Origin of the sequence: Acidovorax radicis N35 (assembly GCF_000204195.1) — a bacterium.
GTDB lineage: Bacteria > Pseudomonadota > Gammaproteobacteria > Burkholderiales > Burkholderiaceae_C > Acidovorax > Acidovorax radicis.
The window spans coordinates 733,354-759,303 of the sequence record NZ_AFBG01000019.1; the positions used below are offsets into that span (position 1 = coordinate 733,354).

Sequence of the window (25,950 nt, forward strand, 5' to 3'; positions counted from 1 at the left end):
CTTCAACTTCCGGCCACGCCGCAACCTCACCAGGCCCCGACGGGCTGGCAAAAAATGCATGGGAGTGCGTGGATATGCCGTGGCCGCCACGGACCAAGGCTGGGTTGGAATTTATCGACGGACGGGTGCGCAATCCGCGCGGCAACAATCGTTAACGGTTGTGAACGGTATTGCGTATTGTTTGCACCACGGGCGCGCACCCTCCCTGTGGGCAACACAGGTGGTGGACCGGCTGGGGACCCCTGGGCTATGCTGCGCCATCTTTGATCCACCGCGAGTTGGCCCACCCATGAAGGACATGTTTCGCACGCTCCTCTCCATTCGCCAGAAGCGCAGGCCCGCCCCCGTGGGGCCTTTGCCCGCCGTGGGCACCGTCATCCTGCGGGGAGAGGTCAAGATGGCCATCACCCACCCGGTGCCCCGGGAGCTGTGGGACTGGCTGGTGCTCTCGGGATGGCGCAACCTGCCGGTCAAGAACGACCGGCGCAAGGGACAGCGCGTACCAGAGGGCGCGCTCAAGGAGCTGATCGACACCGACCCGCAGGAACGCAACCAGGCGCACAGCCGCATCCTGGAGCAGGCACAGCCCGAAGACTGAACAGCCTCGGCAAGCCCCATAAAAAAACCCCGATGGCGCCAGGCGCCACCGGGGTTTGCTATTATTTCAATAGCTTATAGCGCTTGATATACAAGCGCCAACGGCCCATTTGGCCTCAACTCTTACACCAGCAAGGCGTTCACGCGCTTCACATACGCAGCGGGGTCTTCGGGCAGGCCGCCTTCGGCCAGCAGCGCCTGGTCAAACAGGATGTGCGCGAGGTCGTGGAAGTGCACGCTGCCGTCGAGCTTCTTGACCAGAGCGTGTTCGGCGTTCACCTCCAGCACGGGTTTGGTCTCGGGCGCCTGCTGGCCAGCCTGCTTGAGCATGCGGGCCAGCTGGGTGCTCATGCCGTCGTCCTGCACCACCAGGCAGGCGGGTGAATCGACGAGGCGCGTGGTCACGCGCACGTCTTCGGCCTTGTCCTTCAGCGCTTCTTTGAGCTTGGCCAGCACGGGCTTGAAGGCTTCGGCGGCTTCCTCGGCGGCCTTCTTCTCGGCTTCGTCCTGCAGCGTGCCCAGATCGACCGCGCCCTTGGCCACGCTTTGCAGCGGGGTGCCATCAAACTCGTGCAGGTAGTTCAGCGCCCACTCGTCCACGCGGTCCGTCATCAAGAGCACTTCGATGCCCTTCTTCTTGAAGACTTCGAGCTGCGGGCTGTTCTTGGCGGCGGCCAGGGTGTCGGCAGTGATGTAGTAAATCGCCTCCTGGCCTTCCTTCATGCGCGCCTTGTAGTCGGCAAAGCCCACGGTGGCGGTATCGCTTGTGGTGGACGCAAAACGCAGCAGCTTGGCCAGGCGCTCGCGGTTGCCAAAGTCTTCGCCCAGGCCTTCTTTCAGCACAGCGCCGAATTCGGCGTAGAACTGGCTGTACTTGCCTTCCTTGGCCTTGTCGTCGGCATCCACCACGTCGGTCACGCCGTCCGCGTTGGCCGACGCGTCGTGCTTGTCATGTTTGGCCAGGTCTTCCAGCATGCTCAGCACGCGCTTGGTCGAGCCTTCGCGGATGGCGCGCACGTCGCGGCTTTCCTGCAGCAACTCGCGGCTCACGTTCAGGGGCAGGTCGGCCGAGTCGATCACGCCCTTCACAAAGCGCAGGTAGGTCGGCAGCAGCGCCTCGGCGTCGTCCATGATGAACACACGCTTCACATACAGCTTCACGCCCGCCTTCTTGTCGCGGTTCCACAAATCGAATGGCGCCTTGGCGGGGATGTACAGGAGTTGCGTGTACTCGGTGTTGCCCTCGACGCGGTTGTGCGCCCAGGTCAGCGGGGCTTCGTGGTCGTGGCTGATGGTTTTGTAGAACTCGGCGTACTGCTCGTCGGTCACGTCCTTCTTGGGGCGGGTCCACAAGGCGCTGGCCTTGTTGATGGTTTCCCACTCGCCGGTCTTGACCATGCCGCCGGGCTGGCGGCCTCCGGCTTCGTCGCCGGGGGTGATGAGCTCGCCGTCTTTCCACTCTTCCTTTTCCATCAGGATGGGCAGGCTGATGTGGTCCGAATACTTGGCGATGACCTGCTTGAGCTTCCAGGCGTTGAGGTATTCCTCGGCGTCATCGCGCAGGTGCAGAATGATGCTGGTGCCGCGCTGCGCGCGGGTGATGGCTTCGACCTCGAAGTCGCCCGTGCCGCCGCTCACCCAGCGCACGCCCTGGTCGGCGGGCAGGCCCGCGCGGCGCGATTCCACCGTGATCTTGTCGGCCACGATGAAGCCTGAATAAAAGCCCACGCCGAACTGGCCGATGAGTTGCGCGTCCTGCTTCTGGTCGCCGCTGAGCTTGCCCATGAAGTCCTTGGTGCCGCTCTTGGCAATGGTGCCAAGGTGGTCAATAGCCTCCTGTTCGCTCATGCCGATGCCGTTGTCGGTGATGGTGAGCGTCTTGGCATCCTTGTCAAAGGTCACGCGCACTTCGAGGTTGGGGGCGTCCTCGAACAGTGCAGAGTTGTTCAGGCCTTCAAAACGCAGTTTGTCGCAGGCGTCCGAGGCATTGGAGATCAGCTCGCGCAGGAAGATTTCCTGGTTGGAATACAGCGAATGCGTGACAAGGTGCAGCAGTTGGGCCACTTCGGCCTGGAACGACAGGGTCTGTTTGGTGCTCATGGTGTCTTGGGGGTTGCTGTGTAGGGGGCAAAAAGAACGCCTTTCGCGCGCCAAAGGTCGGCGAGGAAAGGCGTTCGCGCGTGTTCACCTCGGGGCAGACTGGTTGATTTCAAGGGCAGGCCTGCGCAGCAACCCCCCGCACCACCCGTCCTCGCTACCTGGGCCCGCCCCCCAAAGCCGGCCAACGCTGAAGATTGTTGACAATTTGCAGGAAGTTGGCAGTATTTTTTGTCATTTAGACCCCATAAGATGCACGCGGCTGAAGCTGCTCTGCGAGGGGCGGCCTTCAAATCCTTTGCCCCTTCCCTTCGGAGCCTTCCTGCCATGCCCACATCCCTTCAAAAATGGTCCGCCGAGTTCCTCGGCACGTTCTGGCTGACCCTGGGCGGCTGCGGCAGTGCCGTGCTGGCCGCCGCCTTCCCGCAGCTGGGCATTGGTTTTGTCGGCGTGTCCCTGGCCTTTGGCCTCACGGTGCTGACAGGGGCCTACGCCCTGGGACCGATCTCGGGCGGGCATTTCAACCCCGCCGTGTCGGTGGGGCTGGCGCTGGGGGGCCGGTTCAAGGCGTCCGAGCTGCCCGGCTACGTGGTGGCCCAGGTACTGGGCGCCATTGCCGCGGCGGGTGTGCTGTATCTCATTGCCACGGGCAAGCCAGGCGCAGACATCGGTGGCTTTGCCACGAACGGTTATGGCGAACACTCCCCCGGCGGCTATGGACTGGTGGCTGCTGTGGTGACGGAGGTCGTGCTGACGGCCATCTTCCTCATCGTGATCCTGGGCGCCACGGCCAAACGCGCGGCCAGCGGCTTTGGCGGGCTGGCGATTGGCCTGTGCCTCACGCTCATCCACCTGATCTCCATCCCGGTGACCAACACCTCGGTCAACCCAGCCCGCAGCACCGGCCCGGCGCTGTTTGGCCCGGCCTATGCGCTGTCGGAACTGTGGGTCTTCTGGGCCGCCCCCATTGCAGGTGCTCTGCTGGGCGCCGCCATCTACCGCGCGCTGCTCAGCGACGACTGAAACGACTCCCGCACGGGCCGCGGGCCGTGCTCCGGGTGATCAGCCCTCGATCGTGATGCGCTGGACGAGGGTCTGCAGGATCTGATCGGCCTTGTCGTTGGCCACCTGGCAGGTGCCCGCCGCCGCATGTCCGCCGCCCCCAAACTCCAGCATGAGGTTGCCAATGTGCACCTGGCTGCTGCGGTCCAGGATGGACTTGCCGGTGGCAAACACCGTGTTCTGTTTTTGCAGCCCCCACATCACATGGATGGAGATGTTGCAGTCGGGGAACAGCGCGTAGATCATGAAACGATTGGTCGCCCAGATGGTCTCCTCCTCGCGCAGGTCGAGCACGACCAGCTTGCCGATGCGGATGGCGCAGCGCTGCAGCTGGTCCTTGGCCTTGGCCGCCTGCTCGCGGTACAGCGTCACACGCTCTTGCACATCAGGCAGGGCCAGGATGTCTTCGATGGTGTGGTCGCGGCAGTACTGGATGAGGTCCATCATCAGCGCGTAGTTGCTGATGCGGAACTCCCGGAAGCGCCCCAGGCCCGTGCGCGAATCCATCATGTAGTTCAGCAGCACCCAGCCCTGGGGGTCGAGGATGTCCTGGCGCGAATACTGGGCCGAGTCGGCCTGGTCCACGGCCGCCATCATCTCGTCGGTGATGCGCGGAAAGGCCGCCTTGCCGCCGTAGTGGTTGTAGACCACGCGGGCCGCCGAAGGGGCATGGGCTTCGATGATGTGGTTTTCATCGCGTCGGCCCGAATTGCGGATGGTCTCGGACTCGTGGTGGTCAAACACCAGGTGGGCCCCGGGCACATAGGGCAGGTTGGTGGTGATGTCGCGGCTGGTGATGGCAACCTTGCCATCCTGCATGTCCTTGGGGTGGACGAAGGTGATCTCGTCGATGAGGTTGAGCTCATTGAGCAGCACGGCGCACACCAGGCCGTCAAAGTCGCTGCGGGTTACCAGGCGGTATTTCACGTCGCTCACTAGCTTCTCCTTGTTACATATCTTGTGGTCACATGGTAGCGGCGGACCCACACCCGGCAAGACCGCTGGCAGGGAAAAACGGACCATCCGGGCCGCTTTCCCTCTTCTATCTTGTTCCCTGGATTTTTCTTCTCTTCACGCGGGCTCCAGCCATTGCTCCAGCTGCCGTGCCACGCCCGCATCACCCAGCAGCGCCAGATGGCCCATCCGGTGGAACACGGCCTGCCGGCTCTTGGCAAAACCCAGGACTCGCCTCGCATCATCATGGATGCCCAGGGCACTGTGCAATGGCACCAACCCGTCCCCCACCAGCCGCTCAGCCACCGGACTGCGCCGCGCTGCCAACGTGGCGGCCACGGCATGGCAGGCCACCCCTTCGGGCAGGGGCACAGGGGTGCGCCGGTCAGGGTGCCGCACGAAGCGGTCACGTCCCTGCCAGTCGGCCTCCAGCACATGGCCATGGCGCAGGTCGGTAATGCCCGCGCTGCGCAGCTGCGCCAGCTTTGCAAAAGGCCGGGAATACGGCGTGCTGCCCAGCAGGGTGTCCACCCAGTGGCCCGCTTTCTCCAGCGGAGCCCCATGGTGGGGCGTGCCCAAAAATACGAGGTGCCGCAGCAGCCCCAGCCAGCCCTGCCCCGCAGCCGCTGCCTGGTGGCAGGCACTGCGGGCCACCAGACCGCCCATGCTGTGCGCCAGCACCGCCACCTCCTCCACGGGCATGGGCCAGGCCGCCACCAGGGACTCCAGCTGGTTTGCCAGCTCGGCACCATTGGCGGACGTGTGCAGGCCCGTGTTGTAGCGCAGGTAGACCGGCGTGTAGCCCAGCGCCTGCGCGAGGGTGGCGCCATGGTCATGGCCCTGGTGCAGCCACTGCAGATCGTTCATGCACAGGCCGTGGACCAGCACCAGCACCTTGCCGGTGACCGCACCGCTGGCGGCCAGGGCGGGCAGGTCCAACGGCAACCCATCCCGGTAGAACCCCATGCGGGTGCACAGCGGGTTGTCGTCGTGTTGCAGGCGGTCGCCCATCACGCCGTTGAGGGCAGCCAGCACGGCCTCGCGCTCCCACTGCACTGCGGCAGACGGCACATCGGATTCAAAAAACGGCTCCAGCCGCGCCAGACCTGCCTGCAGGCCCGCATCCACCAGGCGTGTCACGCCCCGAATGCTCTGGTAGACCAGCCCGGTCAGGCCCCGCGCCTGGCCCGGCTGCTGCCCACCGGGCAACCCCAGGGTGCCCAGCACCGACTGGTGCACGCCCTCAGCCACCCGGCTGATGCCCGTCGTGGCCTGTGTGGCCAGCCGAGCCACCCCCCGCAAGTCGGACGCGCGCAGCTGGCGCAGCGGATTGGGTCTGGCGGCGTTGGCAGCATCGGCACGCGGGCGCGGTGGGGTGGGCATGGAGAAGGCTCCGTTCAGAAGATGCGATGCGGTGACGCGAGAGCCTGGCGGTACTCAGAACCGCTCGTTGGGAGACAGGTAGCGCCACTGCCCCACCGGCAGATTGCCCAAGGTGACGCGCCCGATGCGAATGCGCTTGAGCCCCACCACCTTGAGGCCCACCAGCTCGCACATTCGGCGGATCTGGCGCTTCTTGCCTTCGGTGAGCACAAACCGCAGTTGCTCGGGGTTCTGCCAATCGACCTTGGCGGGCTTGAGCGGCTCGCCGTCCAGGCTCAGGCCGTGGCGCAGGCGATCCAGCAATTCGGGCGGAAACACCGCCTGCACATTGGTGCTGACAGGATCGCGCTCGTCAATCTCCTGCAGCGGCGCGGAGCGTTCACTGGGATGGCGTGGCACTGCCTGACCTGGTGCCTGGTAAACCACACGCACCAGGTATTCCTTGTCGACCGTGGAGTCCTCGCCAATCAGCTGGCGCGCTACCCGGCCGTCCTGCGTCAGCACCAGCAGGCCTACCGAGTCGATGTCCAGCCGCCCCGCAGGCGCCAGACCACGCAGCTGCGGCGGCGAAAAGCGGTTGCGGCTGGGGTCGTCGCGCCAGTGCGTGCGGGGGTTGATCAACGCCACGGCGGGCGTGTGGCCATCTTCGGCCTGCCCACTCACATAGCCCATGGGCTTGTGCAGCAGGATGGTGACGCGCTGTTCCTGAAAACCCTGGGCCACCTTGTCCACGTCGATGCGGTCGGTGGGCAGCACCTGCACGCCCATCTCGGCCACCTGGCCATTGACTTTGACCCAGCCCTGGGCGATCCAGTCGTCCGCCTCGCGCCGCGAGCACAGGCCCAGCTCGGCCATGCGCTTGTTCAGGCGGGAACTGACCATGCCGTTCACCGTGACGGTCGCGGACGCTCGTTCTGGGGCTTGCTTGATGGGCGCCACAAACGGGCCCGATGCTGTGCGGTAGTTGGGGGGTGCCGGCGCTCTGGCGGGCCGGGGCGGTGGTGCGGGCCGAACGGGCGCAGCCTTGGCCGCCACGGTGGGGCGACGCAGCACGGGGCGCGTGGGGGATGCTGCGGGGGCAGAGGCGGCTGGGCCGCCTGCACCGGAAGCAGGGGCAGGAACGGGGCCAGCAGGTGGGCGGGGACTGGAAGAGGACATTGCGCGTATTTTCGCCTGAGGGCCAGAGGTGCCAAAAATGAAAACGGGTCGGCAATGCACAAAGGGTCGTCGCGACCGGTGAAAAGCACCAGAAGCTTACCCCTGGCGCGCCTGCCAGGCCAGAAAATCATCGACCGGCAAAGGCCGGGCAATGTGGTACCCCTGCGCCTCGTCGCACGCCAGGGTGCGCAGGCGCTCCAGAATGGCTGCAGTCTCCACCCCCTCGGCCACCACGGTGAGCCCCAGGTTGTGCGCCAGGTCGATGGTCGAGCGCACGATCATCGCGTCGTCCTCGCCCGTCTCCATGCCCATCACAAACGATTTGTCGATCTTGAGTTCGTCCACCGGCAGGCGCTTGAGGTAGGCCAGCGACGAATAGCCGGTGCCGAAGTCGTCAATCGACAATTTGAAGCCCTGCTCCGACAGGCGGTTGAGCATGGCCTCGGCGCGCTGGGGGTCGTCCATGATGGCGCTTTCGGTGATCTCCAGGCAGAAGGCGCTGGCCAGCACACCATGGCGCACCAGGATGTCGGCGAGGCGGGTGCTGAGTTCCGGGTCCAGCAGGTCGCGCGTGGACAGGTTGACCGACACCCGCAATGCCAGGCCCTGGGTGCGCGGGTCCGCCAGCAGGCGCGCCACCTCTTCAAACATCCACAGCGTGAGCTGCCGCACAAACCCCGTCTGTTCGGCAAACGGGATGAACTGCATGGGTGGCACCAGGCCACGCTGCGGGTGCTGCCAGCGCACCAGGGCCTCGGCGGCCCGGCCGGGCTGCCCGTGCAGCGGCACCTTGGGCTGCAGGTACAGACGCAGCTCGTGGTGCTCCACCGCGTGGCGCAGCTCGGTCAGCAGCGACAGGGTCTGCGTGCTGGCCGAATCGAACGATGCGTCGTACTGCAGCGCCCCGCTGATCCTGCGCTTGGCGGCATACATGGCGATCTCGGAGCGGCTCAGCAGCGTGTCTGCATCATCGGCGTCCCCGGGCCAGCAGGCAATGCCAATGCCAGCGCTCAGGTCCACCGTCTGGTCCTCGAACGCCAGCGGCTCTTCGAACGAGTGCGTGATGCGCAGCGCCGTGGCGTGGGCGGTGGCGGCATCGGCGCCCTGCAGCAGCACGGCGAATTCGTTGCCGCCCAGGCGGGCCACCATGTTGTCGGGCGATGGCACCTGCTGGCGCAGCCGCTCGGCCACGGCCTGCAGCAGGCGGTCGCCAAACGCATAGCCGAGCACGTCGTTCACGTGTTTGAAGCGGTCCAGGTCGAGCGTGAGCACGGCCAGCGGGTGCTGGGGCGCCGCGCCGCCGGTGCTGTGCGCAATGGCCAACACCACCGCCTCGCGAAAGCGCTCCCGGTTGGGCAGGCCGGTGAGCCGGTCCCAGTAGGCCAGGCGGCGGATCTCGGTTTGCTGCGCACCGATGTCCACCCGCATGTGGTCGAACGAGCGCGCGAGGTTGCCGATCTCGTCGCTGCGATCGGTGTGTTCCAGAGGCACGTCGTATTCACCGCGCGAGAGCCGCTGCGTGGCGGCCAGCAGAGAGCGCAGCGGCGTGGTCAGACGCTGGGCCACCAGCCCCGTGCCCACGGCGAACAGCAGCACACCTGCCACGGTGATGATGGCCAGGAGCACCTGCAGCTGCCTGTAGGGGGCGAGCACTTCGTCCACCGAACGCAGCAGCAGCGCCTGCACCTCGCCCCCCACGCTATCGAGGCGGATGGCGCGGGCCAGCAAAGTGCCCTCGGGCGTCTGCAGCTCCCCGGAGGGCACCCCCTGGCGCTGCAGCAGCGCCAGGGGGCCCGGCGGCAGCGTGCTCACAGGTACCTTGGCGGTGCCGTCCGCGCCCTGGACGACCAGCGCCACGTGCACCGACAGCAGTTGCCGCATCTCGTCGGCCAGCGGCTGGTTGACCGGGAAACCCATCAGCACCCAGCCAATCACCACCGGCGCGCGCAGCGGCACCATCACGAACTGGTAGGGCACACCGTCCATCACCGCGATCTGGCTGCCTTGCGGCTGGGCGGCCAGTGGCGGCACCAGCGCGCGCAAGGTGGCCGGAAACGCCTCCATGTTGCCCGCCAGGCTGACCGCGCGCAGTTCCAGGTCGGTGCCCAGCAGCGCGGTGACCGCCGCTCCGATGCGGCTGCCGTGGTTCTCGAGCACCGACTGGATGGTCTCCTCGTCGCCCGAATTCACGGCCGAGCGAAAACCGTAGTCGGCCGCCAGCAAGGCCGAGCCCTGGCGCAGCTTGTCGGCGTTCTGCTCCAGCAGGCGGCGCCACACGTTTTCATCCAGGTCGAGGGCCTGGGCAATCTGCGCGCGTGCATTGCGGTCGATGGTGGCTCGCACCACCGCAAAGCCCGCAGCCTGCACGATCAACAGCAGCAACAGCGAGAGCCCGACCAGCCGCAGGATCAGGCTGCGCCGCAGCAGGCGCAACTGCATCAAGGCTGCAGCCCCGCCAAACGAACCGATGCGGCAGCGGCCCCCGTGGCGGGCACGGTGAGTGCCTGCTCCTGCGCGGGCGCGCCCACGGGCAACCGTGTGTGCCAGGTGCGCAAGGTGTACGCGCCGGGCGGCACGTTGTCGATCTGCGCCCGGCCCGGTGCGGCAGGTGTACGGGCGTAGTACGGGGTGTCCACCACCAGAATCCAGCCGACCATCTGGTCATGGATGTTGCAGCCCAGCACGGCCACGCCCGGGCTGTCGAACAGCACGGGATTGGAGGGTGTGCCGGTGTAGAGCTTGAGCTCGAACTTCTTGGTCTGCGAGAACGAATAGACGTGGTGGCGCACTGAATCGTGGTTGGGGAAACGCACCTCGGTGCCCACGGGGACCACCAGCACGCCGGGCACGAACTGCCGTTTCTCCTGCGCCATCTCCGCGCCGGCCAGCGGCTTGACCGCCTTGCGCGCATCGGCGGATTCGAGAAACACCACGGCATCGGCCAATGGCTTGCCTGCCGCATCCAGCACCTCCACCTGCACCGTGGTGGCCTGCGCAGCGGTGGACAGGCCTGCCAAACACACCATAGACACCACAGACAACACAACCACGCCGGTCAGGGCCGGCGAAGCCCCGGCGTGCTGGGCATGGCCGCAGGTTGTCATGGTTCGATGGCCATGCCCAGCAGGGGGGCACCTTCACCCACTTTGCCCAGCGGCTTGGCAGCCCCCGTGCGCAGGTCCACGAGGTGCAGCCGGGTCTGGCTGTCCGCGGACGTGCGCACGGCGATCAGGGCAACGTTGCCCACGTCCGAAATATCGAACGCCACGTCGATGAGTGGCGGCAGGCCCAGCGGCCCCACGGTGCGCAGCTGGCCCGTGTTGGGCGATACCACGGGGGTGGTGCCTTCCCGCGAACCCTGCATCACCAGCACGCCGAGCGCGCGGTCGATGGCGTAGTTGGTGGTGATCTTGCTGTCCTGTGTGTTGTAGGTGTAGGCGGCGCCTGCGATGTCAGGTGCGCGGCCGGCGTTGGTGTCGCTCCATGCATAGCGCAGGGTCGGATCGGGCTGCACGCCCTCGACGGCCGGGTCGCCGTCCACGGCGGCACCGGTGTCGGGGTGCAGGCGCAGGTTCTGGCCCGTGTTCGACACCACCCGAATCCGGTCGGCCACGGGATTGAAGTCAAAGCCGAAGGCCGTGCCCCGCAAGCCCACGACGGCCGGTGCGGGGCCCACGGGGCGCAATGCGCCGGTGGGGATGTCGAGCGTGTACAGGCGGCCCGCCTGCGAGAGCGCATAGAGCACACCGCGCGCCACGCGAAAGTCGATGCCCACCAGCCGCTCACCCGCCGGCAGGCCCGTGACGGGACGCCGCTCCAGGATGCGCTCCGGCTGGCCGGCGTGGAAGGTGATGAGTTCGTGCGAGGCCGTCACCGCGACGACCTGTTCGCGCAAACCCGACTCGGGGGACGGCGCCGTGGCACAGCCTGCCAGCAAGGCGCCCATCAGCGCAACGGCAGCCATGGGGCGCACCAGGGAGAAGGAAAACGATTTCATCGGAATGCCTCACATCTGTAACGGGTTTATACCTGATGGGTTGCACCCCTTGGGGGCGATGGGCCACTGTCAAACCATCGATTTGCTATTATTTATATAGCACAATAGCCTTTAAATAAAAGCGCGAAATCCAGTTTTTACCCATAATTCAGCGATACAACTGTCGCCAGCCAGGCAGTAGTTGCGCCATGCAGCCATCCGGGTATTTGTAACAAATGGGCCATGCACATCGGGCATACCACTATCCGCAAGCGTCATGACACATTTTGTAATTTTTGCCTACACTGCCTTGGGACTGCGCACAAAGCAATGCCGGAAGACAGGCAGCTGACACGGGCACCGTTATTGCTTCGCACTTCCCACCCGATTCACTGTCCCCAGAGACACCAAGGAACACCATGCAGGCCGCAACGTCACTGAAATCCCTGTCGATCTCCAGCCGGCTGGGCCTGGGCTTTGGCTGCATGCTGGTGCTGCTGGTGGCGGTGGCCGCCGTGGGCCAGCTCTCGGTGGGCAAGGTGCATGACCAGATGCTCCAGATCACCGGCATCGGCGCCAACAAGTCCAAGCTGGTCAACGGCATGCTGGAGAGCGTGAGTGCCATTGGCATCCAGAGCCGCTCCGCCGCCATGCTCAACGACATCGACCCCAAACAGGCGCGCGGGCAGATCGATGCGGTGGCCAAGACGCTCAAGGACTACACCCGCCAGGAAACCGCCCTGGCCGAACTGCTGACCCCCGCCAGCGCCACCCCCGCCGAGCTCAAGCTGCTGGGCGAGGTGCAGGCGATGGGCAAAAAAACCCGCCCCGAACTCGACGCCGCCATCAAGGCCACCGACGATGGCGACACCGTGAGCGCCACCCTGACGCTGATGACCCGCGTGGCCCCCGCCGAAACCGCGTGGCGTAGCAAGCTCGGCGAGCTCGTCGAACTGCAGAACACGCTGAACGCCGAAGCCACGGCGTCGGCCGAAAACACGCAGAGCCAGGCCCGCGTGGTGGGCGGTCTGCTCGTGCTGCTGGCCATCGGGCTCGGCGCGCTGATTGCGTGGCGCATCACCACCAGCATCACGGCGCCCATTGGCCGTGCCGTGGTGGTGGCCGAGCGCATTGCGCGCGGCGACCTCACCTCGCAAGTCGAAGTGCGCATCCAGGATGAAACCGGCCGCCTGCTCGAAGCCATCGCCGCCATGCAGGAGCGGCTGCGCACGCTGGTCGGCGAGATCGGCCAGACGGCAGACTCCATCCTGGTCGCCAGCTCTGAAGTGGCGTCGGGTAACCTGGACCTGAGCCAGCGCACCGAACAAACATCGCACAACCTGCAAAGCGCGGCCAACTCGCTGGTGGACCTGACCGGCACGGTGTCGCAAAGTGCCGACTCGGCCCGCCAGGCCAACCAGCTGGCCTCCACCGCATCGGACGCCGCCACGCGCGGCGGCGAGGTCGTGTCGCAGGTGGTCCGCACCATGGACACCATCAGCGCCAGCTCGCGCAAGATCGCCGACATCATCAGCGTGATCGACGGCATCGCCTTCCAGACCAACATCCTGGCGCTGAATGCGGCGGTGGAAGCCGCCCGCGCCGGCGAGCAGGGCCGGGGCTTTGCGGTGGTGGCGGGCGAGGTGCGCAACCTGGCGGGCCGATCGGCCAACGCCGCGCGCGAGATCAAGGCCCTCATCGGCGCCAGTGTGGATCAGGTGCAGGAGGGCAGCACCCTGGTGAACCACGCGGGCAAGACCATTGGCGAGCTGGTGCTGTCCGTGCGCCGGGTGTCCGACATCATGGGCGAAATCACGGCTGCCACACAGGAACAGAGCCAGCGCATCGGCCACGTGAGCCACGCCGTGGGCGAGCTGGAGGAAATGACCCAGCAGAACGCAGCCCTGGTGGAAGAAGGCGCTGCCGCCGCCGACAGCCTCAAGGACCAGGCAGGACGCCTGACGCAGATGGTGGGCACCTTCCGCCTCACCCGCGAAGGCAGTGCAGAAAACAGCTGGAGCGCGTCGGCCCCGGCAGCATCCCCCGTCCCGGCGCCTGCACAGCGCGCCAGCCTGCAGGCCTCGCACCAGCCCCGCGGCAAGCTGCCGTCCCTGCCCCGCTGAGCTTCAGCGGCACCCCGGCAGCGCCCCGGTCAGCCGCCGCCTTGGAGTTGAAAGATGCTGGAGCGCAGCGCGGCCAGGTCCAGCACGCGCAGGCCGCCGTATTCCACACGGATGGCGCCCTGCGCCTCCAGCGCGGCCAGCGCCTCGTTCACGCGCTGGCGCGACAGGCCCACCAGGTAAGCAAGCTCCTGCTGCGTGATGCGCAGCACCTCGCCCACCCCCGGGTACAGCACGGGGTTGAACAGCGACGCCAGGCTGCGGGCCACGCGCACATCGGGGTTGTTCAGGCGGTCGATCTCGCGGGCCGCGATGAACTGGCCCAGCCGCTCGTTGAGCTGGTTCATCACAAAGCGGTTGAAGCCGATGGAATGGTCCAGCAGCCAATGGAAGCTGTCGATGGGCAAGCCCGCCACCACGCTTTTGCGCAGTGCCTGGATGTTGTAGCGGTAAGGCTCGCGCTTGATGGTGGTGCCCTCGCCAAACCAGCCACCCGGGGGCAGGCCGGCGTAGGTCATGGTCTGGCCCTGCGCGTTGTCGGTGCTCATCTTGAGCAGGCCCTCGACCACACCAAACCAGTAGGTCACCGGGCGCCCCACGCGGCACACATAATCGCCCGCCTTGGCATCCCCCACCAGCAGCGAGGCGACGGCCCGCTCGCGCTCGACAGGCAGCAGCAGGCGCAGCCAGGGGATGCCGTCCAGCTCGTCCGCCGTGGGGGGGCGCCGCCGCTGGTGCAGTGACAAATCCTGGTTCATGCGTGAGTCCATGGCAGTGCAATATCAACAAGGGTTGGGGGTTCGGGCCCTGAGAATCTGCTCAAAAGGGCGAAGGGGATGCGGGAATACCACGACCCAGATTGTCGTCAGAATGACAAAAAAATGCCAATCGTGACGGGATGATGTCGCCTCCCCAGGCAGCCCATGTGCTGGCCCGGGCCCTTTGAGGAGACCCACATGCCCGCCGACCTTGCCCACACTGCCCCCCGCCCCCCATCCCGCATTGCCCGGCGCCAGCTGCTGGCGGCCGCTGCCATCGGCCTGCCCTGGCTGGGCCTGGGCAGCGCCCGCGCGCAGGAAGGGGCCATCCGGATTGCGCAGTCCACCGCCCTCACCGGCCCGCTGGGCGATCTGGGCTCGGCCATGCACCAGGGCGCCAAGGCAGCGTTTGCGGGCATCAATGCACGGGGAGGCATCCACGGCAAGGCCATCGAACTGGTCACGCAGGACGACACCTACGACGTGCCCAAGGCCCTGGCCAACGTGACGCAGTTCCTGGCCGACCCGGGCACCTTCGCGCTGTTCAACTGCATGGGCACGCCCATGATCGACGCCATGCTGCCCAAGGTGATCGACAGCGGAATCCCGTTCTTCGCGCCTTTCACCGGAGCGCAGCTGAGCCGCACCAAAAGCGCCCGCAACGTGTTCAACATCCGCGCCAGCTATGCGGACGAGGCCGAAAAGCTCGTGCAGCACCTGTCCACCATCGGCATCCAGCGCATCGGCATCGTCTACCAGAACAACTCATTCGGCAAAGAGGTGTTCAGCTCGGCCAAGCAGTCGATGGACCGCCTCAAGCTGCCCGAGGCGCTGACGGTGACGGTCGAGAACAACGCATCGGATGCGGGCGCCGCTGCCACCAAATTGGCGGGCGGCGACCTCGAAGCCATCGTGATCGGCCTGGCGGGCAAGCCCACGCTGGAATTCGTGAAGGCGTTTCGCGCCATCAAGCGCGGCGTGACGCTGTATGCGCTGTCGGTGATGGGCACCCCCGCCACCGTGAAAGCCCTGGGCGCAGATGCCACGGGCATGGCCATCTCACAGGTCGTGCCCCTGCCTTCCAACGTGGTCATGCCGGTGGTGCGGGACTTCCAGGCCGCCTGGAAGGCGTCGGGCGCCACGGCCGACCCATCGCACCTGGCGCTGGAGGGCTACATCAACGCCCGCGTCTTTGCCGAGGCCCTGCAGCGCGCAGGACGCAACCCCACACGCGCCGCTTTCATCGACGCCACCTGGAACCTCAAGAAGTGGGACCTGGGCGGCTTCGAGGTCAACGCCAGCACCCCGGACCGCAATGCGTCACGTTTTGTGGAGCTGACGCTGGTGGGGCGCGACGGAAGATTCCTGCGCTGACATGCTTCCCCGTGCCGCCCTTCCCAGGGGCGGCGCCCGCTGCGTCACTGCGGGGCGTGCCTGGCTTGTGCGGGGCCGGCACCACGTTGCGGGACGCTCGCACTGCCATGAAAACCCGAGATGACAGCGCGGAGTGGACCCTGCGCGCGCAGGCCCGGAGATTCAGCTCAAACGCTATATCTTCAATAGCACACAAATAAAAACAGAAAAGCGCTGGAGCCTTTTTTGGCTTCAAATCCTGGCACCCAGGCGCCTACTGCGCCGCCACCCCATACCGGTAGCCTCGGAACGACCAGACCGTGCGGCCCGGTTCGATCCGCTCCAGCACCAGGCCGGGAGCCGCCTGATCGCCTTCGTGCAGCACCTGCCCGTTGACGATGGCCATGCGGTACGCCGGGTTGTTCGAATGGGTGGCGCCCGTCACTTTGAGCGCGGGCAACTGCGTGCGCAAGGCTTCGGGCAGGTCTGCCTGCGCAAACACGGGGCTGGCGGGTGGCGGTGCCACGCCGGCCTCCGGCGCCGGGCGTGGCGCGGGCGCCAGGGGCGCTGGCGCAGCCACCGGGCTGCGCGGGCGTACGGGCGGCTCGGCCGCAGGCGCTCGGGCGGCCGGGGGTGGGGCCACCACCACGGCAGCGACCGACCGCTCGCGTTCACGCTGGGGTGCGGCACCGGACTTGTCTGCCGGGCGCTTGCTTGCGCTGCGGGGCTCGGAGGGAGCCAGCGGCGCAAGGGCCGGGCTTGGGGCGGGTTCGGGCACGGGTGATGGGGGCGGCAGCGTTGCCGGTGCCGGTGGGGGCAACGTGGCGGTGGCGGGTGCCATGGCGGCGGGCGCAGGCGCAGCGGGGGCCGCAGCCACCACCACATCCGCCACCGGGGCCTGGGGCCGCAGGGCCCACCAGGTGCCACCAGCCGCCAGCACGGCCGCGCCCACCACGCCCGCAGCGACCAGCCACAGGTTGGTCGGCCCGGCCCGGCCGGGCAAAGGGGAGGCGCCGGTGGCCGGCGCCGCCTGCGTGTGCAACCCCGGCACGGCGCCTCGGCCGCGTTCGGCATCGGCACGCCGCAATGCATCAAGGATGTAGGACATGGTTAAGGCGTGTTCCGCAGGCGCGGCTCGTTCACGCCAGTGGCGCGGTTGAGCAGCATGAGAGTGAGGGGGCCCGCGCGGCCGTCGGGCGTCACGCCCTGGGCCAGCTGGAACCGGTGGATGCGCGACTGGCGCTGGGCGGGTGTCACCGGCTTGCTGCCAGGGCCCGAGCCACCCGCGGCTTTGCTGGCCAGCCGCTGGTCCAGCCAGGCGGCGCCTGCCGGTGAGTCGGTGATCTCGCCACGGTCGGGCATGCCCACCGGTGCGCGCCACAGCGTCGCAATCTCGCCGCGCCAGACCTGGGCCAGCTCGGCCACCGGCACCCGCAAGGTGCGGCCGCCGCCTTCGAGCGCGGCGTTGTCGCCGTCCAGGCCGCGCAGCACCACCAAGACGGGGACCTCTGCGTCTTCCGAAGGATAAAGCGCCAGCAGCACAGGCCGGTCGATCTGGCGCACCAGGTTCAGGCCCGCACGGCGGTTGCGGTAGCACCGCAGGCCTTCACGCGGCAGGGTGGTGCAGGCGTCAGCGCCCGCAGGCAACGCCGCCCCCCAGGCCGAGGCCAGCGCCTGCCAGGCCGGTGCATCGGTCGCGGGCTGGGCCAGCACAAACTGGTCCAGCGCGGAAGGCGGCGCCACCTGCGCAGCGGGCACAGCGGGCGTGCCCGATGGGGTTGGGGTCACCGACGCAGCAGCCACAGGGGCCATGGCCACAGCAGCGGATGACGCTGCGGACGCAGGCAGCACCGCGGCAGGCGCCACGGCTGCCGGGGGTTTGGTGGCCGGGCTGGATGCCGTACGCTGCGCCACGGTGGCGCCAGGACCTGTGGCGGCCACCTGCGCGCCACGGTGCGCGGGCCAGACCCCCATGCCCCATCCCGCAGCCGCCACCGCCGCAGCGCCTGCGACGGCGCCCAGGCCCGCCAAGGCCCAGCGCGGCAGCGTCCCCGGCCGCGCACTGCGCGCTGCAGCGGCGGATGCCGGTGCGTCAAACACCTCGCGCGCGGCGCGGTTAACGATGGCCCGGGTCACCTGCCGTGCCCCGGCCGCATAGGCTCCCAGCAACGCCCGGTCGCACAGCAGATTGATGCGCCGTGGCACGCCATGCGAGAGCGCATGCACACGCTGCATGGCCCGCCGGTCAAATGGCAGCGGCCCGGTGAGCCCGGCCACGGCCAGGCGGTGGGCGATGTACTGCTGTGTCTCTTGCGGGCTCAGTGCGCCCAGGTGAAAACGCGCAATCACGCGCTGCGCCAGCTGTTCCATTGAAGGCGTCGCCACCATGGCGCGCAATTCGGGCTGGCCGATCAGGATGATCTGCAGCAGCTTGCGCTCGCTGGTCTCCAGGTTGGTGAGCAGACGCAGCTGCTCCAGCACGTTGGCCGAGAGGTTCTGTGCCTCGTCGATGATGAGGACCGTGTTGCGCCCCGCCCCGTGCGCCGCCAGCAGCGACGCATTGAGCGGATCGATGTAGTCCTTGACCGTCTCCACCCCACCCGGCACGGTGGGCTTGTGCGGCACCCCGAACTCGTCGCAGATGGAGCGCAACAGCTCCCGCACCGTGAGCTTGGGGTTGAAGATGTAGGCCACGTTGCAATGCGACGGGATCTGCTCCAGAAAGCAGCGGCACACCGTGGTCTTGCCCGCCCCCACCTCGCCCGTGAGCAGTACGAAGCCACCCCCCGCATCCAGGCCATAGAGCAGATGCGCCAGAGCCTCCCGATGCCGCTCGCTCATGAAAAGATAGCGCGGGTCGGGTGCTATGGAGAACGGCGGGTGCTGGAGACCGAAGAACGGGGCGTACATGCCGTGAGGATACCGCCCCCGCGTGAAGGGCCCGCCGATACCCTGCCCGCCACTGCTGCCAAGCCGGCCCCGGCCAGGGATCAGGGTTAGACCCGAGGAGTAGTTTCCCGTAAATTGTCGTCGGCAAGACAAGATGGCGTCAAAGTCAGTCCTAGCATCCGATCCATACACCCATACGCAGCCACAAGGCCGCGATCCCGGCAGTCACCGGACGGACACCTCTTATCTTTAGGAACCTGCAATGTTGACCACGTTCCCGCAATTGCTGCTCAAGCATGCCGCCGAGCGCCCCACGGCTCCGGCCCTGCGCGAAAAAGAATACGGCATCTGGCAGGCCCACAGCTGGGCCGACCTGGCACGCCTGGTGGAACAGGTGGCCGCCGGCCTGCACCTGGCCGGCCTTGCGCGCCACGAACACATGGTGGTGATCGGCGCCAACCGCCCGCGCCTGTACGCCACCATGCTGGCTGCCCAGTCGCTGGGCGCCATTCCGGTGCCGCTGTACCAGGATGCCGTCGGGGCCGAATGCGTGTTCCCGCTCAACAACGCCGAGGTGCGCTTTTGCCTGGTGGAAGACCAGGAGCAGGTCGACAAGCTGCTGGAGATCCGCGAGCAGTGCCCCCAGATTTCGAACATCTACTTTGACGACCCGCGCGGCCTGCGCAACTATGAAGAAGAAGGCCTCGCGTCGCTGGACTCCCTGATCGAAGCGGGCAAGGCGCATATTGCCAAGAACCCTCAGTGGTTCCGCAACGAAGTCGCCAAGGCCCAGCCCGGCGACGTGGCGGCCATGTTCTTCACCTCCGGCACCACGGGGAACCCCAAGGGTGTGGTGCACACCCACAGCACGCTGCTCGACCGCGCCTCCGCCGGGGCTGAGTTCGACAAGCTCACGGGCAGCGAAGAGGTGCTGGCCTACCTGCCTCCCGCATGGATCGGCCAGAACATCTTCAGCTACGCGCAATGGCTGGCCTGCGGCTACGTGGTGAATTGCCCCGAGTCGGCCAGCACCGTGACCATCGACCTGAAGGAAGTCGGCCCCACTTACTACTTTGCCCCCCCGCGCATCTTTGAAGGCCTGCTCACCAGCGTGATGATCCGCATGGAAGACGCAGGCACCCTCAAGCGCAAGATGTTCCAGGCCTGCATGGCAGTGGCGCAGCGCGTGGGCCCGGCCCTCATGGACGGCGAAGCCGTCAGCACCCTCGACCGCATCAAGTACGCGCTGGGCAATGTGCTGGTGTACGGCCCGCTGCGCAACAACCTCGGGTTCAGCCGCGTGCGCGTGGCCTACACGGCGGGCGAGGCCATCGGCCCCGATCTGTTCACCTTCTACCGGTCCATCGGCATCAATTTGAAGCAGCTGTACGGCTCCACCGAGACCGCCGTGTTTGTCTGCCTGCAGCCCGACAACCAGGCCCGTGCCGACACGGTGGGCGTGCCGATCCGCGGCGTGGAGATCAAGGTGGCCGACAACGGCGAGATCCTGGTCAAGTCAGCCGGCCTGCTCAAGGAGTACTACAAGAACCCCACGGCCACGGCCGAAGTGCTGACGGCCGACGGCTGGTACCACACCAGCGATGCGGGCTTCCTCGACGCACACGGCCACTTGAAGATCATCGACCGCGTGAAGGACGTGGGCCGCATCAAGGGCGGCGCCAACGACGGCGCCATGTTCGCGCCCAAGTATGTGGAGAACAAGCTCAAGTTCTTCCCGCACATCAAGGAAGTGGTCGCCCTGGGCGACGGCCGCGAGAAGGTGTGCGTGATGGTCAACATCGACTTCGACGCCGTGGGCAACTGGGCCGAGCGCCGCAACCTGCCCTACGCCGGCTACACCGACCTGGCGCAAAAGCCCGAGGTGTACGAGCTGATCCGCGAGTGCGTGGAAAAGGTCAATGCCGACCTGGCGACCGACGCCATGCTGGCGGGCAGCCAGGTCAGCCGCTTCCTGGTGCTGCACAAGGAACTGGATGCCGACGACGGCGAACTCACGCGCACCAACAAGGTCCGCCGCGGTTTTATCGCCGACAAGTACGGCGTGCTGGTCGAGGCCCTGTACGCAGGCCGCACCGAGCAGTTCATCGAGACCCAGGTCAAGTTCGAGGACGGCCGCACCGGCAGCGTGAGCGCGACGCTCAAGCTGTCGGACACCAAGACCTTCTCGCCCGTCAAGGCCGCCGCATGAAACCCGCTCTCTACCCGCCCGAGCAGCAACACCCCACCATGACCAAAAAGAAGATCGGTGACGTCATCCTGGACGTCAAGAACATCAGCCTGCGGTTTGGCGGCGTGAAAGCGCTGACCGACATCTCGTTCAACGTCAAAGAGCACGAAATCCGCGCCATCATCGGCCCCAACGGCGCGGGCAAGAGCTCCATGCTCAACTGCATCAACGGCGTATACACGCCGCAGGACGGCTCCATCACCTTCCGCGGCAAGACGTTCTCGCACATGAACTCGCGCCAGGTGGCCGAAATGGGCGTGGCGCGCACCTTCCAGAACCTGGCGCTGTTCAAGGGCATGAGCGTGATCGACAACATCATGACCGGCCGCAACCTCAAGATCAAAAGCAACCTGTTCCTGCAGGCGCTGCGCTGGGGCCCTGCCGAGCGCGAGGAGATCGCGCACCGCGAGAAGGTCGAGCACATCATCGACTTCCTGGAAATCCAGGCCCACCGCAAGACCCCCGTGGGCCAGCTGCCCTACGGCCTGCAAAAGCGCGTGGACCTGGGCCGTGCCCTGGCCATGGAGCCGCAGGTGCTGCTGCTCGACGAGCCCATGGCCGGCATGAACGTGGAGGAAAAGCAGGACATGTGCCGCTTCATCCTGGACGTGAACGATGAGTTCGGCACCACCATCGTGCTCATCGAGCACGACATGGGCGTGGTGATGGACATCAGCGACCGCGTGGTGGTGCTCGACTATGGCAAGAAGATCGGTGACGGCACGCCAGACGAAGTGCGCAACAACGAAGACGTGATCAGTGCCTACCTCGGCACCTCGCACTGAAGCCACAGACGGCGCAGGAGACTAAGACATGGGATTTTTTCTGGAAACACTGCTGGGCGGCCTCATGGCCGGCATGCTGTATTCGCTGGTGGCGCTGGGCTTTGTACTGATCTACAAGGCCTCGGGCGTGTTCAACTTTGCGCAGGGCGCGATGGTGCTGTTTGCGGCCCTCGCCATGGCACGTTTTGCCGAGTGGATCCCCCAGTGGACCGGACTGGACAACAAGATTGCAGCCAACCTGATCGCCTTTGTGCTGGCAGGCGCGGTGATGTTTGTGGTGGCCTGGGTGATCGAACGCATGGTGCTGCGCCACCTCGTCAATCAGGAAGGCGCCACGCTGCTCATGGCCACACTGGGCATTGCCTATTTCATTGAAGGCCTGGGCCAGACCCTCTTTGGCGGCAACATTTACAAAATCGACATCGGCATGCCCAAGGAGCCGCTGTTCGCTCTGGACAACCTGTTCCCCGGCGGCATTCTGATCAACAAGGAAGACGTGATCGCCGCCGCCATCGCCGCTGCGCTGGTGGTGGCCCTCTCCCTGTTCTTCCAAAAGACCTCCACCGGCCGCGCCCTGCGCGCCGTGGCCGACGACCACCAGGCCGCCCAGTCCATCGGCATTCCGCTCAACCGCATCTGGGTGATCGTGTGGTGTGTGGCCGGTGTGGTGGCCCTGGTGGCCGGGATGATCTGGGGCAGCAAGATGGGGGTGCAGTTCTCGCTGGCCACCGTGGCGCTGCGTGCACTGCCCGTGGTGATCCTGGGCGGCTTGACCTCCGTACCCGGCGCCATCATCGGCGGGCTGATCATCGGCGTGGGCGAGAAGCTGTCCGAGGTGTACCTGGGGCCGTTTGTCGGCGGGGGCATCGAGATCTGGTTTGCGTATGCGCTTGCATTGGTGTTCCTGCTGTTCAGGCCTCAGGGGCTATTCGGCGAGAAGATCATTGATCGTGTGTAACCCATAGCAAGAACAACAAGGAGAACCACATGCTCTACCGTGAAAATGGTCAGTTCAAAACCAGCTACCGGGCCGATCAGCAGATCTTCCCGATCGCGCAGGACCGCATCATGATCGCGCTGCTGCTGGCCGTGGCCTTTGTGGCTGTGCCCATGCTCTCCAGCGACTACTTCTTTCGCGCCATCCTGATCCCGTTCGTGATCATGTCGCTGGCGGCCCTGGGCGTAAACATCCTGGTGGGCTACTGCGGCCAGATCTCGCTGGGCTCGGGTGCCTTCATGGCGGTGGGGGCCTATGGCGCCTACAACTTTTTCATGCGGCTGCCGGGCTTGCCGCTGATCCCCGCGCTCATCCTGGGCGGCCTGTGTGCCACGTTCTTCGGCATCCTGTTCGGACTGCCCAGCCTGCGTGTGAAGGGGCTGTACCTTGCGGTGGCCACCCTGGCGGCGCAGTTCTTCAGCGACTGGATGTTCCTGCGCATCAAGTGGTTCACGCTCGACACGCCCTCGGGCGCGATCTCGGTGTCCAACCTGCAGGTGTTTGGTTTGCCCATTGAGAGCGCCACCAGCAAGTACCTGTTCTGCCTGGCGATCCTGGTCATCGTGGCCTTGCTTGCCAAAAACCTGGTGCGCGGCGCCATTGGCCGCGAGTGGATGGCCATCCGCGACATGGACGTGGCAGCGGCGGTGATTGGCATCCGCCCCATGTACGCCAAGCTCAGCGCGTTTGCCGTCAGCTCCTTCATCGTCGGCGTGGCCGGTGGCCTGTGGGCCTTCGTCTACCTGGGCGCCTGGGAGCCCGGCGCGTTCTCGGTAGACATGTCGTTCCGGCTGCTGTTCATGGTGATCATCGGCGGCATGGGCTCCATCATGGGCAGCTTCTTTGGCGCGGCCTTCATCGTGGTGCTGCCCATTGCGCTGAACCAGTTTCTGCCACTGTTCCTGGGTCTGTTTGGCATCAGCATCTCCACCGCCGGCATATCGCACGCCGAGCTGATGATTTTTGGCGGCCTGATCGTGTGGTTCCTCATCGTGGAGCCCCATGGCCTGGCCAAGCTGTGGTCCATGGGTAAGCAGAAGCTGCGTCTTTGGCCTTTCCCCCACTGATTTCCCTCGTGCTTCAACACATTCATCCAAAGGAGACATCCATGAAGCTTTCGAAACTCGTGATTGCTGCCGCAGTGGTCGCTGCAGGCGCCTCGGCGGTGAGCACCAGCGCTTTCGCGCAGCCCAAAGAACAGTTCATTCCCGTGCTGTCGTACCGAACCGGCCCCTACGGCCCTAACGGTGCGCCCTGGGCCAATGGCTACGTGGACTACCTCAAGCTGGTGAACGCCCGTGGCGGTATCAACAGTGTGAAGCTGACGTTTGAAGAGTGCGAAACCGGCTACGACACAGCACGCAGCGTGGAATGCTATGAGCGCTTGAAGGGTAAAAACGGCGGTGCCGCTCTGGTGCAGCCCCTGTCCACTGGCGCAACCTACGCGATTACCGAGAAGGCCCCTACCGACAAGGTCCCTCTGGTGACGATCGGCTACGGCCGCAGCGAAGCGGCCGATGGCACCATCTTCAAATGGAATTTTCCGCTGGCCGGAAACTACTGGGTAGCTGCCGACGCCATCGTGCAGGACATTGGCAAAAAGGAAGGCGGCCTCGACAAGCTCAAGGGCAAGAAGATTGCCCTGGTCTACCACGACAGCCCCTACGGCAAGGAGCCCATCCCCATGTTGCAGGAACGGGCGAAGATGCATGGCTTTGAGCTGCAATTGCTGCCCGTGACCGCCCCTGGCGTGGAACAAAAATCCACCTGGCTGCAGATCCGCCAGTCGCGCCCTGACTATGTCGCCCTGTGGGGCTGGGGCGTGATGAACTCCACCGCCATCAAGGAAGCACAGGCCACTGGCTACCCGCGCGAGAAGATGTATGGAGCGTGGTGGTCCGGCGCCGAACCCGATGTGAAGGACCTGGGCGACGGTGCCAAGGGCTACAACGCTGTGGCCATGCAGCACGGTGCGGAGCCCCAGTCCAAGCTGGTCAAGGAGGTGCTTGCCCAGTTGCACGACAAGGGCCAGGGCACGGGACCCAAGGACGAAGTCGGGCAAGTGCTGTACATGCGTGGCGCCATGAGCGCGATGCTGGGTGTGGAAGGCATCCGCGCTGCGCAGGACCGTTTTGGCAAGGGCAAGGTCATGAACGGCGAACAAGTGCGCTGGGGCCTGGAAAACCTGAACCTCACGCAACCCAAGCTGGATGCCCTGGGCTTCGCAGGCGTGATGCGCCCCATCAGCACCTCGTGCACCGACCACATGGGCGCCGCCTGGGCCCGCATTCACACCTGGGACGGCAAGGCCTGGAAGTTCACGTCCGATTGGTTGCAGGCCGATGAGCAGATCCTCAAGCCGCTGGTGAAGTCCATTGCAGCCAAGTACGCGGCCGAGAAGAAACTGACGCCGCGCACTCCGGCGGACTGCCAGTCTTGATTCGGTACATCCCCCTGAGGCGCTGACGCGCCTTCCCCCTTCCCGAATCGCTGCGCGATTCGGGAAGGGGGACGCCACCGGTGCGGCGGGGTGGCCCTTGCACGGTGGCCCTGGCATTGGGCGGCGACCGTATCAACGGCCGGTGACGAAGCGGTTGCTCCCACGCGGGGCAGCCGCCAATCCAAAGGGTTGTGCAACAGCAGCTCTTTGGATTGGCACAGCGAAGGCAACATCATGGAACCGAAAAACATCGTTCTCAACGTCAACGGCATCGAGGTCATCTACAACCACGTGATCCTGGTGCTCAAGGGTGTCTCCTTGCAGGTGCCGCAGGGCTCCATCGTGGCCATCCTGGGGGGCAACGGGGCGGGCAAGACGACCACATTGCGCGCCATCTCCAACCTGCTGCAGGGGGAGCGCGGCGCGGTCACCAAGGGCTCGATCGAGCTGCGCGGCGAGCGCATCGAAAACCTCTCGCCTGCCGACCTCGTCAATCGCGGCGTTGTGCAGGTGATGGAGGGGCGGCATTGTTTTGCCCACCTGACCATTGAAGAGAATCTGATGACGGGCTCGTACACCCGCACCAGCAAGGCCGAGATCGCGGCCAATCTGGAGAAGGTCTACAACTACTTTCCGCGCCTCAAGACGCGCCGCACCTCGCAGGCGGCATACACGTCGGGCGGCGAGCAGCAGATGTGCGCCATCGGCCGCGCGTTGATGGCCAACCCCAGCATGGTGCTGCTCGACGAGCCCTCCATGGGCCTGGCGCCGCAGATCGTCGAAGAGGTGTTCAACATCGTGAAGGACCTGAACACCAAGGAGAAGGTCACCTTTCTGCTGGCCGAGCAGAACACCAACATGGCCCTCAAGTATTCGGACTACGGCTACATCATGGAAAGCGGCCGCGTGGTGATGGACGGCGCCGCGAGCGACCTGGCCAACAACGAGGACGTCAAGGAGTTCTACCTGGGCGTGGGGGGCGGGGAGCGCAAGAGCTTCAAGGATGTGAAGAGCTACAAGCGCCGCAAGCGCTGGCTGGCCTGACGTGCCCCCTGTGGCGCTGGCGCGCCTTCCCCCTCAGGGGGACGCACCCAGTGGGCTGGCAGAGCCAGATCCACGGGTGCGCTGGGAGG

The 25,950-nt window shown here is 66.0% G+C and carries 20 protein-coding genes; 10 read left to right on the plus strand and 10 right to left on the minus strand.

Annotated features, from left to right (window positions below):
* Positions 1-289: 289 nt before the first annotated feature.
* Positions 290-598: a hypothetical protein gene (locus ARADN35_RS0113155; protein ID WP_029413997.1), complete on the plus strand. Its 309-nt coding sequence runs from the start codon at positions 290-292 to the stop codon at positions 596-598.
* Between the two features lie 122 nt (positions 599-720).
* Here the strand turns inward: ARADN35_RS0113155 and htpG are convergent, their stop codons facing one another.
* Entirely contained in the window at positions 721-2,697 is a 1,977-nt protein-coding gene (gene htpG / locus ARADN35_RS0113160) for a molecular chaperone HtpG (RefSeq protein ID WP_010462837.1), read from the minus strand.
* A 324-nt stretch (positions 2,698-3,021) separates the two neighbouring features.
* Here htpG and aqpZ point away from each other — a divergent pair, with 324 nt between their 5' ends.
* Positions 3,022-3,717 (plus strand): aquaporin Z, encoded by a 696-nt coding sequence (gene aqpZ / locus ARADN35_RS0113165; RefSeq protein ID WP_010462839.1) that lies wholly within the window; start codon positions 3,022-3,024, stop codon positions 3,715-3,717.
* A 39-nt stretch (positions 3,718-3,756) separates the two neighbouring features.
* On the opposite strand, the gene ARADN35_RS0113170 is transcribed toward aqpZ, so the two are convergent.
* The 6 genes from ARADN35_RS0113170 to ARADN35_RS0113195 form a co-directional block, all read right to left on the minus strand.
* The gene (locus tag ARADN35_RS0113170) at positions 3,757-4,692 is read right to left on the minus strand and encodes an exopolyphosphatase (RefSeq protein ID WP_010462841.1); all 936 of its coding nucleotides are present in this window, start codon (positions 4,690-4,692) and stop codon (positions 3,757-3,759) included.
* A gap of 135 nt (positions 4,693-4,827) precedes the next feature.
* Entirely contained in the window at positions 4,828-6,093 is a 1,266-nt protein-coding gene (locus ARADN35_RS0113175) for an esterase/lipase family protein (protein ID WP_010462843.1), read from the minus strand.
* Between the two features lie 54 nt (positions 6,094-6,147).
* Complete coding sequence (locus tag ARADN35_RS0113180; RefSeq protein WP_373404701.1) at positions 6,148-7,146, minus strand: pseudouridine synthase; 999 nt, start codon at positions 7,144-7,146, stop codon at positions 6,148-6,150.
* A gap of 201 nt (positions 7,147-7,347) precedes the next feature.
* Complete coding sequence (locus tag ARADN35_RS0113185) at positions 7,348-9,690, minus strand: putative bifunctional diguanylate cyclase/phosphodiesterase (protein ID WP_010462848.1); 2,343 nt, start codon at positions 9,688-9,690, stop codon at positions 7,348-7,350.
* Positions 9,690-10,355, minus strand: a complete 666-nt coding sequence (locus tag ARADN35_RS0113190; RefSeq protein ID WP_010462850.1) for a methylamine utilization protein — start codon at positions 10,353-10,355, stop codon at positions 9,690-9,692. Before ARADN35_RS0113190 ends, ARADN35_RS0113185 begins: the two co-directional genes overlap by 1 nt.
* On the minus strand, positions 10,352-11,248 hold the full coding sequence (locus ARADN35_RS0113195) for a DUF4394 domain-containing protein (RefSeq protein WP_010462852.1): 897 nt from the start codon (positions 11,246-11,248) through the stop codon (positions 10,352-10,354). The genes ARADN35_RS0113190 and ARADN35_RS0113195 overlap by 4 nt, the downstream gene beginning before the upstream one ends.
* Positions 11,249-11,646: 398 nt before the next feature.
* On the opposite strand from ARADN35_RS0113195, the gene ARADN35_RS0113200 reads away from it, so the two are divergent.
* Positions 11,647-13,350 (plus strand): methyl-accepting chemotaxis protein, encoded by a 1,704-nt coding sequence (locus ARADN35_RS0113200; RefSeq protein WP_010462853.1) that lies wholly within the window; start codon positions 11,647-11,649, stop codon positions 13,348-13,350.
* A gap of 29 nt (positions 13,351-13,379) precedes the next feature.
* On the opposite strand, the gene ARADN35_RS0113205 is transcribed toward ARADN35_RS0113200, so the two are convergent.
* Positions 13,380-14,105: a Crp/Fnr family transcriptional regulator gene (locus ARADN35_RS0113205; RefSeq protein WP_010462856.1), complete on the minus strand. Its 726-nt coding sequence runs from the start codon at positions 14,103-14,105 to the stop codon at positions 13,380-13,382.
* A 198-nt stretch (positions 14,106-14,303) separates the two neighbouring features.
* Between ARADN35_RS0113205 and ARADN35_RS0113210 the strand changes: the two genes are divergently transcribed.
* The gene (locus tag ARADN35_RS0113210; protein WP_010462858.1) at positions 14,304-15,479 is read left to right on the plus strand and encodes an ABC transporter substrate-binding protein; all 1,176 of its coding nucleotides are present in this window, start codon (positions 14,304-14,306) and stop codon (positions 15,477-15,479) included.
* Positions 15,480-15,732: 253 nt separating this feature from the next.
* Here the strand turns inward: ARADN35_RS0113210 and ARADN35_RS0113215 are convergent, their stop codons facing one another.
* Positions 15,733-16,566, minus strand: coding sequence for a general secretion pathway protein GspB (locus tag ARADN35_RS0113215; RefSeq protein WP_010462861.1), 834 nt, complete (start codon positions 16,564-16,566; stop codon positions 15,733-15,735).
* Between the two features lie 2 nt (positions 16,567-16,568).
* Positions 16,569-18,368: an AAA family ATPase gene (locus ARADN35_RS0113220; protein ID WP_029413999.1), complete on the minus strand. Its 1,800-nt coding sequence runs from the start codon at positions 18,366-18,368 to the stop codon at positions 16,569-16,571.
* Positions 18,369-18,609: 241 nt separating this feature from the next.
* On the opposite strand from ARADN35_RS0113220, the gene ARADN35_RS0113225 reads away from it, so the two are divergent.
* The 6 genes from ARADN35_RS0113225 (at position 18,610) to ARADN35_RS0113250 (ending at position 25,861) form a co-directional block, all read left to right on the plus strand.
* Positions 18,610-20,556, plus strand: coding sequence for an AMP-dependent synthetase/ligase (locus ARADN35_RS0113225; protein WP_010462865.1), 1,947 nt, complete (start codon positions 18,610-18,612; stop codon positions 20,554-20,556).
* Between the two features lie 38 nt (positions 20,557-20,594).
* The gene (locus ARADN35_RS0113230; RefSeq protein ID WP_010462867.1) at positions 20,595-21,380 is read left to right on the plus strand and encodes an ABC transporter ATP-binding protein; all 786 of its coding nucleotides are present in this window, start codon (positions 20,595-20,597) and stop codon (positions 21,378-21,380) included.
* Between the two features lie 28 nt (positions 21,381-21,408).
* Positions 21,409-22,338: a branched-chain amino acid ABC transporter permease gene (locus ARADN35_RS0113235; protein WP_010462868.1), complete on the plus strand. Its 930-nt coding sequence runs from the start codon at positions 21,409-21,411 to the stop codon at positions 22,336-22,338.
* Positions 22,339-22,367: 29 nt separating this feature from the next.
* Positions 22,368-23,444, plus strand: a complete 1,077-nt coding sequence (locus ARADN35_RS0113240) for a branched-chain amino acid ABC transporter permease (RefSeq protein ID WP_010462870.1) — start codon at positions 22,368-22,370, stop codon at positions 23,442-23,444.
* A 41-nt stretch (positions 23,445-23,485) separates the two neighbouring features.
* On the plus strand, positions 23,486-24,817 hold the full coding sequence (locus tag ARADN35_RS0113245; RefSeq protein WP_010462872.1) for an ABC transporter substrate-binding protein: 1,332 nt from the start codon (positions 23,486-23,488) through the stop codon (positions 24,815-24,817).
* A 234-nt stretch (positions 24,818-25,051) separates the two neighbouring features.
* On the plus strand, positions 25,052-25,861 hold the full coding sequence (locus tag ARADN35_RS0113250) for an ABC transporter ATP-binding protein (protein ID WP_010462875.1): 810 nt from the start codon (positions 25,052-25,054) through the stop codon (positions 25,859-25,861).
* The last annotated feature ends 89 nt before the right edge of the window (positions 25,862-25,950 follow it).

Coding starts and splice junctions, on each gene's coding strand:
- ARADN35_RS0113250 (WP_010462875.1), top strand. CDS start 25,052: ATGGAACCGAAAAACATCGTTCTCAACGTCAACGGCATCGAGGTCATC.
- ARADN35_RS0113190 (WP_010462850.1), bottom strand. CDS start 10,355: ATGACAACCTGCGGCCATGCCCAGCACGCCGGGGCTTCGCCGGCCCTG.
- ARADN35_RS0113175 (WP_010462843.1), bottom strand. CDS start 6,093: ATGCCCACCCCACCGCGCCCGCGTGCCGATGCTGCCAACGCCGCCAGA.
- ARADN35_RS0113210 (WP_010462858.1), top strand. CDS start 14,304: ATGCCCGCCGACCTTGCCCACACTGCCCCCCGCCCCCCATCCCGCATT.
- ARADN35_RS0113230 (WP_010462867.1), top strand. CDS start 20,595: ATGACCAAAAAGAAGATCGGTGACGTCATCCTGGACGTCAAGAACATC.
- ARADN35_RS0113225 (WP_010462865.1), top strand. CDS start 18,610: ATGTTGACCACGTTCCCGCAATTGCTGCTCAAGCATGCCGCCGAGCGC.
- ARADN35_RS0113185 (WP_010462848.1), bottom strand. CDS start 9,690: ATGCAGTTGCGCCTGCTGCGGCGCAGCCTGATCCTGCGGCTGGTCGGG.
- htpG (WP_010462837.1), bottom strand. CDS start 2,697: ATGAGCACCAAACAGACCCTGTCGTTCCAGGCCGAAGTGGCCCAACTG.
- ARADN35_RS0113205 (WP_010462856.1), bottom strand. CDS start 14,105: ATGAACCAGGATTTGTCACTGCACCAGCGGCGGCGCCCCCCCACGGCG.
- ARADN35_RS0113245 (WP_010462872.1), top strand. CDS start 23,486: ATGAAGCTTTCGAAACTCGTGATTGCTGCCGCAGTGGTCGCTGCAGGC.
- aqpZ (WP_010462839.1), top strand. CDS start 3,022: ATGCCCACATCCCTTCAAAAATGGTCCGCCGAGTTCCTCGGCACGTTC.
- ARADN35_RS0113200 (WP_010462853.1), top strand. CDS start 11,647: ATGCAGGCCGCAACGTCACTGAAATCCCTGTCGATCTCCAGCCGGCTG.
- ARADN35_RS0113155 (WP_029413997.1), top strand. CDS start 290: ATGAAGGACATGTTTCGCACGCTCCTCTCCATTCGCCAGAAGCGCAGG.
- ARADN35_RS0113235 (WP_010462868.1), top strand. CDS start 21,409: ATGGGATTTTTTCTGGAAACACTGCTGGGCGGCCTCATGGCCGGCATG.
- ARADN35_RS0113195 (WP_010462852.1), bottom strand. CDS start 11,248: ATGAAATCGTTTTCCTTCTCCCTGGTGCGCCCCATGGCTGCCGTTGCG.
- ARADN35_RS0113220 (WP_029413999.1), bottom strand. CDS start 18,368: ATGTACGCCCCGTTCTTCGGTCTCCAGCACCCGCCGTTCTCCATAGCA.
- ARADN35_RS0113240 (WP_010462870.1), top strand. CDS start 22,368: ATGCTCTACCGTGAAAATGGTCAGTTCAAAACCAGCTACCGGGCCGAT.
- ARADN35_RS0113215 (WP_010462861.1), bottom strand. CDS start 16,566: ATGTCCTACATCCTTGATGCATTGCGGCGTGCCGATGCCGAACGCGGC.